Source organism: uncultured Sphingomonas sp., assembly GCF_964250165.1.
GTDB lineage: Bacteria > Pseudomonadota > Alphaproteobacteria > Sphingomonadales > Sphingomonadaceae > Sphingomonas.
The window spans coordinates 1-9,747 of the sequence record NZ_CAXUEK010000090.1 but is presented as its reverse complement, the minus strand read 5'-3'; the positions used below and the strand labels follow the sequence as shown (position 1 = coordinate 9,747).

General features: G+C 65.8%; 9 protein-coding genes and 1 pseudogene. 5 read left to right on the top strand and 5 right to left on the bottom strand.

Annotation, left to right across the window (positions count from 1 at the left end; genetic code table 11):
* From ACFE64_RS13835 to ACFE64_RS13825, 3 genes are all read left to right on the top strand, one after another.
* Positions 1–892, top strand: an 892-nt coding sequence (locus ACFE64_RS13835; RefSeq protein WP_375393041.1) for an acyl-CoA dehydrogenase family protein, incomplete at its 5' end; no start/stop codon positions are given.
* Positions 892–2,904, top strand: a complete 2,013-nt coding sequence (locus tag ACFE64_RS13830) for an acetate--CoA ligase family protein (RefSeq protein ID WP_375393043.1) — start codon at positions 892–894, stop codon at positions 2,902–2,904. The genes ACFE64_RS13835 and ACFE64_RS13830, both read left to right, overlap by 1 nt.
* A gap of 284 nt (positions 2,905–3,188) precedes the next feature.
* The gene (locus ACFE64_RS13825; RefSeq protein WP_375393040.1) at positions 3,189–3,476 is read left to right on the top strand and encodes a hypothetical protein; all 288 of its coding nucleotides are present in this window, start codon (positions 3,189–3,191) and stop codon (positions 3,474–3,476) included.
* Here the strand turns inward: ACFE64_RS13825 and ACFE64_RS13820 are convergent.
* The 3 genes from ACFE64_RS13820 to ACFE64_RS13810 form a co-directional block, all read right to left on the bottom strand.
* Positions 3,463–4,299: an amidohydrolase family protein gene (locus tag ACFE64_RS13820; RefSeq protein WP_375393042.1), complete on the bottom strand. Its 837-nt coding sequence runs from the start codon at positions 4,297–4,299 to the stop codon at positions 3,463–3,465. The two genes, ACFE64_RS13825 and ACFE64_RS13820, sit on opposite strands and share 14 nt — an antisense overlap.
* A 227-nt stretch (positions 4,300–4,526) precedes the next feature.
* Positions 4,527–5,213 carry a TetR family transcriptional regulator gene (locus ACFE64_RS13815; RefSeq protein WP_375393039.1) on the bottom strand — a complete coding sequence of 229 codons (687 nt, stop codon included), beginning with the start codon at positions 5,211–5,213 and terminating at the stop codon, positions 4,527–4,529.
* A gap of 210 nt (positions 5,214–5,423) precedes the next feature.
* Positions 5,424–6,344, bottom strand: coding sequence for a fumarylacetoacetate hydrolase family protein (locus tag ACFE64_RS13810; RefSeq protein ID WP_375393038.1), 921 nt, complete (start codon positions 6,342–6,344; stop codon positions 5,424–5,426).
* 260 nt (positions 6,345–6,604) lie between these two features.
* On the opposite strand from ACFE64_RS13810, the gene ACFE64_RS13805 reads away from it, so the two are divergent.
* Positions 6,605–7,618, top strand: a complete 1,014-nt coding sequence (locus tag ACFE64_RS13805; protein ID WP_375393037.1) for an MBL fold metallo-hydrolase — start codon at positions 6,605–6,607, stop codon at positions 7,616–7,618.
* Between the two features lie 27 nt (positions 7,619–7,645).
* Here ACFE64_RS13805 and ACFE64_RS13800 read toward each other — a convergent pair whose 3' ends face one another.
* The gene (locus ACFE64_RS13800; RefSeq protein ID WP_375393036.1) at positions 7,646–8,401 is read right to left on the bottom strand and encodes a DUF2490 domain-containing protein; all 756 of its coding nucleotides are present in this window, start codon (positions 8,399–8,401) and stop codon (positions 7,646–7,648) included.
* Positions 8,402–8,569: 168 nt separating this feature from the next.
* Here ACFE64_RS13800 and ACFE64_RS13795 point away from each other — a divergent pair, with 168 nt between their 5' ends.
* Complete coding sequence (locus tag ACFE64_RS13795) at positions 8,570–9,295, top strand: carbonic anhydrase (RefSeq protein ID WP_375393035.1); 726 nt, start codon at positions 8,570–8,572, stop codon at positions 9,293–9,295.
* Between the two features lie 30 nt (positions 9,296–9,325).
* Here ACFE64_RS13795 and ACFE64_RS13790 read toward each other — a convergent pair.
* Positions 9,326–9,747 (bottom strand): annotated as a pseudogene (locus ACFE64_RS13790) (D-lactate dehydrogenase); the annotation flags it as partial.

Below are 9,747 nucleotides of genomic sequence, written 5' to 3'. Positions count from 1 at the left end.
GGATGTCGTGCAGGCGGGAAACTTCGGACCGATCCGCACCTTCGTCCACTACGCCGATCAGGAACAGAAGGCGCGCTACCTGCCGGGGCTGTTGGCGGGCGACACGCTGATCGGGCTCTGCATGAGCGAGCCGGGTGCCGGCTCGGCGGTGACCGAATTGCAGACCAGCGCCCGGATCGAGGACGAGCGGATCGTGCTCAACGGCAGCAAGGTCTTCTCGACCCATAGTGCGGACGCGAGCGTGTACCTGGTGTACGTGCGCTTCGGTCCGGGCACGCAAGGCATCGGCTCCGTGCTCGTCGACCGGGATGCGCCGGGCCTGACCGTCGGGAAGCCCTCCTCCTTCATGAGCGGCGAACAGTGGTGCCAGCTCTATTTCGAGGATTGCGTCATTCCCGGGCGCAACCTGCTGCTCGGGGAGGGCGGGTTCAAGCGCCAGATCGCCGGCTTCAACGTCGAGCGCATCGGCAACGCGGCCCGCTCGCTTGCGGTCGGCCGCCATGCGTTCGAGGTTGCCAGGAAGCATGTGCTGGAGCGTCGCCAGTTCGGCCGGCCGCTCGCTGAGTTTCAGGGCCTGCAGTGGCAGTTCGCCGAAGCCGCCGTCAACATGGATGCGGCCCAGCTGCTGCTCTATCGCGCCGCGTCCGCCGAGGGCCTGCCGTCCGCTTACGATACGGCGGCCGCCAAGCTGATGTGCAACCGGGCCGGCTTCGACGCCGCGAACCTTGCCGTTCAGGCGATGGGCGCGCTCGGATACAGTCAGGAGAGCCTGGTCGAATATTGCTTCCGCCGAACGCGTGGCTGGATGGTCGCGGGCGGCTCGACGGAGGTGTTGAAGAACCGCATCGCCGAGGAGGTCTTCGGGCGCAAATTCGATCAGCGGGCCGCCTGATGACGCTCGCCGACGGCCTTCTTCGTCCCCGCAGCGTCGCGCTGCTCGGCGCCTCCGACGATCCCGCCAAGACGACCGCGCGACCTCTGGCCTTTCTCCGCCGCAGCGGCTTTGCCGGCACCATCTACCCGATCAATCCGCGTCGTCCGACCGTCCTGGGTGAGCGCGCCTGGCCGTCGCTCGAAGCCTTGCCCGAAACGCCTGACCACGTCTTCATCCTGGCACCTACCGATGATGTCGCGGCTGCGCTGGCATCGTGCGCCGAGCGCGGCGTGCCGGTCGCCACCATCCTGGCCGGGGGCTATGGCGAAGAAGGCCGGGCGGGTCTGGCGCGTGAGCAGGCGCTGCAGCAGATTCTTGCCGGGGGCAACACCCGCCTGCTGGGGCCGAACAGCATCGGCATCGTGAATGTCGCATCGGGCCTGACGCTCACCGCCAATGCGGCCTTCGCCGAAGACTTGCCGCGGGGCGGCCTGTTCGTCGCCTCGCATTCGGGGAGCATGATCGGCGCGATATCGTCGCGCGGCAAAGCGCGCGGCGTCGGCTTTGCCGGGTTCGTCTCGCTCGGCGCCGAACTCGATCTGTCGCTGGGTGAGGTGTGCGAAACGACGCTCGATGATCCGCTGGTGACGTCCTATGCGCTGTTTCTGGAGAGTATTCGGCACGGCCGATCGCTCCACCGTTTCGCGCTCGAAGCGGCGCGGCGCGGCAGGCCGATCGTCGCGTACAAGCTCGGCCGGTCCGCGCAGGGCGCCGAGCTGTCGCAGTCCCACACGGGCGCGATCTCGGGCGAAGACGTCGTCGCCGACGCCTTTCTGAAGGATCTGGGCATCGCCCGGGTGGAGACGATCGACGCGCTGGTGGAATGCCCGCCGCTGCTTGCCCGCCTGCCCATGCCGCAAGCCTGCGCCCGACCACCGCGAGTTGCGGTCGTCACGACGACGGGTGGCGGGGCGGCGATGGTGGTCGATCAACTCGGGGTGCGGGGCGTGCGGATCGCCGCGCCGTCGGCAGCGACCCGCGAGGCGCTCGCCGCGCGAGGGGTGGCCGCGGCGCCCGGAACGATCGTCGACCTGACCCTCGCGGGCACCAGGCCCGCGGTGATGGCGGCCGCGTTGGAAACGCTGCTGACCGCGCCGGAGTTCGATCTGGTGATCGCCGTCGCGGGCTCCTCGGCGCGCTTTCAACCGCACCTTCTCGTCCCCGCCATCGTCGAAGCCGCGAGCGCCGCGCGTCCGCTTGTCGCGTTCGTCGCGCCCGATGCCCCCCAGGCGCTTGCCGCGCTCGCGTTCGGTGGCGTGCCTAGCTTTCGCTCGCCTGAGACTTGCGCCGATGCGATCGCCGCCGCGTTCGCGCGTCGTCCACCCAGAGCCTTGCCGCCGCCGCCGCCAGGCGGTGGCGAGCAACGTCAACTCGACGAGGCGGAAGGCTATGCGCTTTTGACCGAGCTCGGCATCCCGCCGGCGCGTCACGCCGTCGTCGCGTCAAGTGCCAAGTCGTCGCCGATCGGCTATCCCGTGGCCGTCAAGCTGCTCTCCGACGCGGTTCTGCATAAAAGCGATCTGGGGGGCGTCATCCTCGGCGTTGCGGACGATGCCGCCTTTCGAGACGCCGCTGAACGGATCGGCGCGCTGTCATCCCGGCTGCTCGTCCAGGCGATGACGGACGGGGTAGGGGAGGTTCTCATCGGCTTCCGGCGGGACGCGGATGCCGGGCCGATCATCCTGCTCGCGGCCGGCGGCGTGCAGGCGGAGCTGTTGCAGGACCGCGCGCTGCGGCTGGCGCCGGTCACGCGCGATCAAGCCTGGACGATGATCGGCGAGGTGCGCCTGCTTGCCGCCCTGAACGGCTATCGGGGGCGCCCGCGGGGCGATCTGGACGGGCTCGCCGATGCGATCGTCGCCTTGTCGCGGGCAGGGGAGCGGGTGGTCGAGGCCGAGGTCAATCCGCTGGTCGTACGGCAACGCGGCGTGACCGCGATCGACGCGGTGGTGCGGGTGCGCGCGACCTGATCGAACCCGTTCCATGACTGCGCATCCAACCGCCAACCGGCGACGCGAAAAACGGGCCGGTTCGTACGAACCGGCCCGACGAGTTTCTCGGAGAGGAGGCCTGAAAGGCAACGCGATTGTGCGTTGCAAGACCGTGACGAGCAAGGCTCGGCACTCCGGATCGGTGGACAACTGTTCCGCGTGGCCGCTCCGCCTGCACGGCGTCGGGACGCTCGTCCACGTCGCGGCGATGACGCTCGTCAACAGCGAGCGACACTGGGCTATCGAGAAACGGGAGAGACCGGATGGCCACGAAATATGTCATGGCAAACGCCGCCGACGGCCACTCGGATGTCGTCATCGACAAGGTCGTACCTCAGGAAGGCGCGTTCGACCTCTGGGTCAATCTTGAAACGCCCGCCAATCTCGGCGGCCCGGCCGACCTCAACGAAGGCCGCACCTTCCTGCACGAGCCGCCCCCCGGCGGTGCGATCTTTCGCGTCGTGACGTTCGATGGCGCGTGGAAAGCGATCAGCCCGCCGTGCTCGCCTGCGTTCTCATCGACGCGCAGGCACCGCGTCACTGACGGTTGAGGTAACAGCGTCTGGCCGAGCCATACATGATGTTGTCGAGATCGACGGCACTCAACCCGGCGAGGGTCGAAAGCGTCGCATCATAGGTATCGCGGTAGCTGCCGGCGACGAGCGCGACCGGCCAGTTGCTGGCGAAGATGATGCGCTCGGTCCCGAACAGTTCGATCGCGCGGTCGATATACCGTTGGACGTCCGACGGCTCGGTCCGGCCCGTGAACGTCGCCCAGCCCGAATATTTCAGGAACACGTCGGGATGCCGGCTGAGCGGCGCGATCGCCTCCGACCAGCTCGCGAACGTCGCCGGCTTGCCGAGATCGGGCTTGCCGAGATGATCGATCACGAGCCGCACGTCGGGCACCTGCTCGACGAGGCGCAGCGCCAGCGGCAGGCTGGTATAGTCGGGGAAGTGCAGATCGAGCGGAAGGCCGCGCGCGGACAGCAGCCGCACCGATGCCAGGCATTGCTCGCGTCCGATGATATCGCCGTCGGGGGCCCAGAGATGGTTGTTGCGCAGGCCGACGAGCTTGCCGTCGAAATCCTCCAGCTGCCGTTCGGTGGCGGCGGGCGAGCGCAAGGTCGCCCAGCCGACGACACCGAGCACGCTCGGTTGTTGCTCGGCAATCTCCAGCAGCATCACCGTTTCTTCCGGCGTCGTGCAAGCCTGCATGAGGATCACCTCGGCGACATGGGCGGCGTCGAGTTCGCGGCGCAGGTCCGCCCAAGCGAAATCGCGACGGATGATGTCCCAGCTGGGCGGACGATCCGCGAGCCACGCCATCCACGGCGACGCATAGCGCCAGAGGTGAACATGCGTGTCGATCACCCGCTTCGGTTGCGATCCGTTCACCGTCTTGCCCCCCGAACCCGATGTGGCGCAGTCCGGATGGAAGTCCGCCGTCGTCGAGGGCAGCGTAGGCCGAAGGTCGAGCGGCTCAAGGCGAGGTTGCGGACGGCCGTCCACATCGTGCGATGACGGTTTATTCTGGCGCCGATCTAACTCTCGCGGCGGCCATTCCCGACATCATGTGGGAAGCGTCGACCGGCAGGCATTCAGCTCTTCGAAACGGCACCGATTCCGGCGTGGCAGAAATCGACGATCATGCGCGTCAGATCATCCGTGGATAGCGCGCTGTTCGACGGCAATAGTCGATCGTACCAGCCATATTGCATCTGTTCCGAAAAGGCGGTCATCACGACGAACGAGAAGACCCAGACGGCACGTTCGCGCGACAGGCTAGGCTCCGCCGTGACGATCGCTGCGATCCATCGGTTGGCGACTTTCGCGATCCACTCTGGCGCATTGGTCGATCCACTGTGGACGTCGAGCGCGACACATTCGCGCAGGAGCCGCAAGGACAAGGTCGAGCGTTCCTCACCGATGCTGCGCTTCACGATCGGATAGACAAAGGCATGCAGCACCGCGCGCAGCGTCGGCATGCCATTCTCGATCTCGATCGGCTGTTTGAGAAGCGCTTCCCGCTCCGCATTGACCTGCTTCCAGATCGAAGACTTGAGTTCGTTGAGGAGATCGAGCTTCGAACCGAAATAACGATCGATCGTGCTCAAGGGGACTGCGGCGTCGCTCGCGATATCGCGCAGCGACGTTCCTTCGAAGCCGTGCTTCGAGAACAAGCGCAAGGCGCTTTCCTCGAGACGCGCGATCGTTTCGCACTTCGACCGCGCCAGCGCCGGAGTCGGAGCGAGTGGGGCGATCAAGGCGCTGAATGCGATGTTCACAGACCTGCTCTCCAATAAGGCAAGTCACCGTTCACTGCGTGGGAAGCCTTGTACTTCCGTCGGCGGGGCCGGGCGGTCGCCTTCGGCCTCTGGAACGGGCCTTAACGAAGGCGTACCGCGATCGACCGGCATTGTCCACCAATTCGACCGCGAAACAGCGCCGATCGGCGCGCCGGGCTGCATCGAAAGGAGACGCTTCGCGGCGGCGCCTCAGGCCGCGACTACCCTGTTCCTGAGGATGCCGACACGCTCCAGTTCCAGTTCGACGACATCGCCCAGCGCGAGGCGGCGATCGAGTTCGAGCCCGCAGCCGCTCAGCACCGTGCCCGACCCGATGATCTCGCCGGCGACGAGCGGCCGGTCGCGGCTCAACTGCACGATCGCATCCTCGAACCGATGGTGCATGCTCCCCGTGGTCCCGCGCGACCAGGTCTCGCCGTTCACGCGCGCAATCATCTGCAGCGCATAGGGATCGGGAACCTCATCGGTGGTCACGATGCAGGGCCCGAGGCTGTTGGCGAAATCCTTGCCCGCACCCGGCCCGAGCCCGGCTTCCATGAACGGGAATTGCAGGTCGCGCGCCGACCAGTCGTTGAAGAGCGTGTAGCCGAAGATGTGATCGCGCGCGTCCTCCGCTGCGATGTTGACGCCGGGCTTGCCGATCACGCAGGCCCATTCGAGTTCGTAGTCCCGCCATTCCGAAAGACGTGGCCAGGGAATATCGGCGTCGGGGCCGAAGACATGCACATGATCGGCATTGTAGTAGATCACCTGCTCCCGGAAGCGCGGGCTCATCGTCCGCCCGACCTTCTGCAAGGCGGCTTCCATATGGTCCAGAAACAGGCTTGCATCGCGCAGCCGAACGGGGCGCGGCAGAGGGGCGAGCAGGGCGACGTCGTGCCTGACCGCCGTTTCGGGGCGAGTGGCGATGATGTCGCGTGCAAGGTTCCACATCGACGCGCCCCCCTCGATCAAGGCCTGCAGCGAGGGGGCGATCGTCTCGCCCCGCGCGGCCGCGGCATCGACCAGGTCGAGCACCCCATCTCCGACGAGAGCGCCCAGGCGCTCTTCCCGCATATCCTGAAACGTCACGAGTTTCATCGGTTGGCCTTCCGCTTCGCTGACGCGCATGCCGGGACGCGTGGTGGCGCTCGCAGCGATTTCGCAGCCTATGGTGTAACCCAGCCGATGCGGTTCGAGGACGCGAACGGAACGGCGTGTCGGCCTTTTCGCGGACGCCCGTCCCGACCGTCGGACGCTTTGCGCGTCCATGCCCGTGCGACCGCGACGGGACGACCGTCCGCCTTTTGCGCTGTGCGCCGCGCCGGCTCCATCCTAGCCCGAGCGGCGGGTATTAGGACCGAACGCAGTCGCGCCGGAGGGATTGAAGGATGTCGGGATATCGCGATGGCGTCCAGGATCTCGGCAACGGGCTCTACGCGTACATGCAGGATTGCAATCAGGGGTTTGGCTGGGGGTGGAGCAATTCCGGCCTCATCACCGATCATGAGGAATCGCTGCTGATCGACACGCTTCGCGACGAGAAGCTCACCGTGAAGATGCTCGCCGCCTACCGCGATGCGACCGGACTCAGCGCGCGCGACATCGCGACGCTCGTCAACACCCACCGCGATGCCGATCACACGTTCGGCAACCGCTTGATGGAGCATGCGCGCATCATCGCCTCGGACGCCTGCAAGCAGGGCATGGCCGAACTGACCCCGCAGCTGATGCGCCGCCTGTTCGACAACCGGCCCGAAGGCGTCGTCGGCGATTTCCTGTTCAACCTGCTGGGTCCGCCGTTCGACTTTGACGATGTCGAACACGTGCTGCCCAACGATACCTTCACCGGCCGGCGCGATCTGAAGGTGGGCGACAAGGACGTCCATCTGATCGAAGTGGGACCGGCGCACACCGGCGGCGACATCCTCGTCCATGTGCCGAGCGACCGGATGGTGTTCACCGGCGACATCGTGTTCCTGACCAACACGCCGATCATCTGGTCCGGGCCGCACGAGAACTGGCTGGCCGCGCTGGACGAACTGCTCGCGATGGACGTCGACATGATCGTCCCTGGACATGGTCCGGTCACCGACAAGACAGGCGTGATGAAGGTCAAGCAGTATCTGGAGCATGTCGAGCGCGAGGCGCGTGCGCGCTTCGATGCCGGCATGGAACTGCACGAGGCGATCCAGGACATATCGCTCGGCGAGTTCGACGATTGGGGCGGCGCCGAGCGCATTGTCACCAACGTCCTCTATTTCTACCGGCGCTTCGGCGGCGACCCGACGCCGATCAACATCCCCGAAGCCTTCGCGATGATGGCGCCCTACGCCATGCGCGGACGCAAGGGGACGAGCCCCTCCGCGACGGCGCCTGCCCCGGCGAAGTGCTGTCCGCACTGAGTCGCAGCAAGCAGACGGTTGCGCGATTCAGAACCGCGCGAAGATGTTGAGCGCGGCGATATGGTTCATGCGGTTCGGACCGGGACGGTAGACGATCTGGTTGAGATAGCCGGGTTCGACCGTGATGCGAGAACCGACCGGCAAGCCGACGCCGACGAACGTGCGGGTCTGATCGACGCCGGAGCGCGCGCCCCAGTCCGTGTCGTTCAACTGGACGAAGGTCTCGTTCCAGAGCACGGCACGCAGCGATCCCGTAGCCGTCAACGGCAGCTGCGCGCGAAACTGCTGCCGCAGCCGCCATCCCACCTGATCTCCGCCGACGCGGAAACGCTGTTCGATACGAGTCCTGCCGCCGACGCTCAGGGCGGTCTTCTTGTTCTGCACGAACGTATATCCGACCTGCTCCCAGAGCCTGTGCTCTTCATGCGGCGCCGCGCCTGCGAAGCGCGTCCGGATAAAGGCATAGCCGCCGGTCAACGACCAGCCGTGCGCGAGCTTGTAGGTCAAGCTGGGCCGGATCAGGAGCTGCCCGAAGCGCGAGACATCGTCGGTAAAGCGGCCATGCACTTCTAGCGTGGCGTCGACCTTGGGAGTTACCGACTTGCTGACGGTCAGCGAAGTCCAGACTTGTGCGTCCTCGTCCTCGGCCTGTGCCGGGGAGGCAGCAACCACCAGCAACGCAATGCATGTCGGGATCAGAATGCGACTGCCCGACAGCGGCCTTTCGGCAGCGATACGAGACCTTACGATCAAACGGGATTTCGCAAATGTCAGTGCGTTCATTATATCCCGCCGTCGCCAGTGCTCCCACGACGACTGACGTGGTCGATGACTGTCAAAAACTACATAATATTTCGCCGAATGACAACAGATATGCGGGATATCGTCTGGCGGGGTGATGACCGACTTGCTATGAACGAACCGGCAAATTCGCCTGAAAAGGGATGTGTGATGATGAAAGCGGTGTCTCGCAGAACGATGCTCGCCGGCACTGGCTTCACGGCGACAGCGTTGTTCGCGGGCAGCGGCGCGCCTGCCTACGCCGCCGATCCTACGGCAAAGCCGATGGCGCGCGCCGCATCGACGCCGGAAGCCGCATTGGCGCTGCTGGAGGCCGGCAACGCGGCGTTTCTGCGCGGCGCGTCGACCGGTAACGACATCAGCGCAAAGCGTCGGCTCGAACTCGCGGCAGGCCAGGCCCCGTTCTGCGCCTATGTGTCCTGTTCCGACAGCCGCGTGCCGCCCGAGCTGCTGTTCGGCCGCGGCCTTGGCGAGCTGTTCATCATCCGCAATGCCGGCAACACGGTCGACACGGTGGCGATGGGTTCGATCGAATACGCCGTGGCCGAACTGGGCGTGCCGCTGGTCGTCGTGATGGGCCATGAATCCTGCGGCGCCGTGAAGGCGGCGATGTCGGTAGTCGAGAAGAACGCCCGCTTTCCCGGTGCGATCGGCAACATGATCGAGCCGATCATCCCGGCCGTGCTGCAGAGCCGCGGTCGACCCGGCGATCCGGTGACGAACGCGGTCAAGGAGAACGTCCGGCGCGTCGTCGGCACGCTGCGCAAGGAATCCGATCCGATCATGCTGGCGCCGCAGGCCGCGGGGAAGCTCAAGGTCGTCGGCGCCTATTACGAACTGTCCACCGGTCACGTCGATTTCTTCGACCGCGGTTGAGGCGCAACGAACCCAAATGCCGTAGTATTCCTAACCTTCGCGCCAGTCGCGCTGCTTGGTTGCCTGGCCGATACCGGGGTTAAGCTGATTGCGCGGATCGAGCGTGCGATAGAAAGCGACAAGCTCGGGTTTCGCCTTGTAGAGATGGCCGACATTGTGCTCGGCTGGATACTCGGCGCCCCGTGCGTCGAGTAATTTCCACATGGCGTGCTCCAGCGCGATCGGATCGACGCCTTTGGCGACGATGTAATCCTGGTGGAAGACGTGGCAGAAGAAGTGCCCGTAATAGAGTTTGTGGACTATGCCCGCCTCGATCTCGGGCGGAAGCACTTCCAGCCAATCGCGTGCATTGCGCGGGAGTGCGATGTCCAGCGCGACGATATCGCCGACCGTCCGTGCGTGAATGGCGCGATAGCGGACGGCCGCGCCTGCGGCAGCGAAGCGATGCAGGA

Excerpts from the sequence above, each read along its gene's own strand:
- ACFE64_RS13830 (WP_375393043.1), top strand. The coding sequence starts at position 892 with ATGACGCTCGCCGACGGCCTTCTTCGTCCCCGCAGCGTCGCGCTGCTC.
- ACFE64_RS13825 (WP_375393040.1), top strand. The coding sequence starts at position 3,189 with ATGGCCACGAAATATGTCATGGCAAACGCCGCCGACGGCCACTCGGAT.
- ACFE64_RS13810 (WP_375393038.1), bottom strand. The coding sequence starts at position 6,344 with ATGCGCGTCAGCGAAGCGGAAGGCCAACCGATGAAACTCGTGACGTTT.
- ACFE64_RS13805 (WP_375393037.1), top strand. The coding sequence starts at position 6,605 with ATGTCGGGATATCGCGATGGCGTCCAGGATCTCGGCAACGGGCTCTAC.
- ACFE64_RS13800 (WP_375393036.1), bottom strand. The coding sequence starts at position 8,401 with ATGAACGCACTGACATTTGCGAAATCCCGTTTGATCGTAAGGTCTCGT.
- ACFE64_RS13795 (WP_375393035.1), top strand. The coding sequence starts at position 8,570 with ATGATGAAAGCGGTGTCTCGCAGAACGATGCTCGCCGGCACTGGCTTC.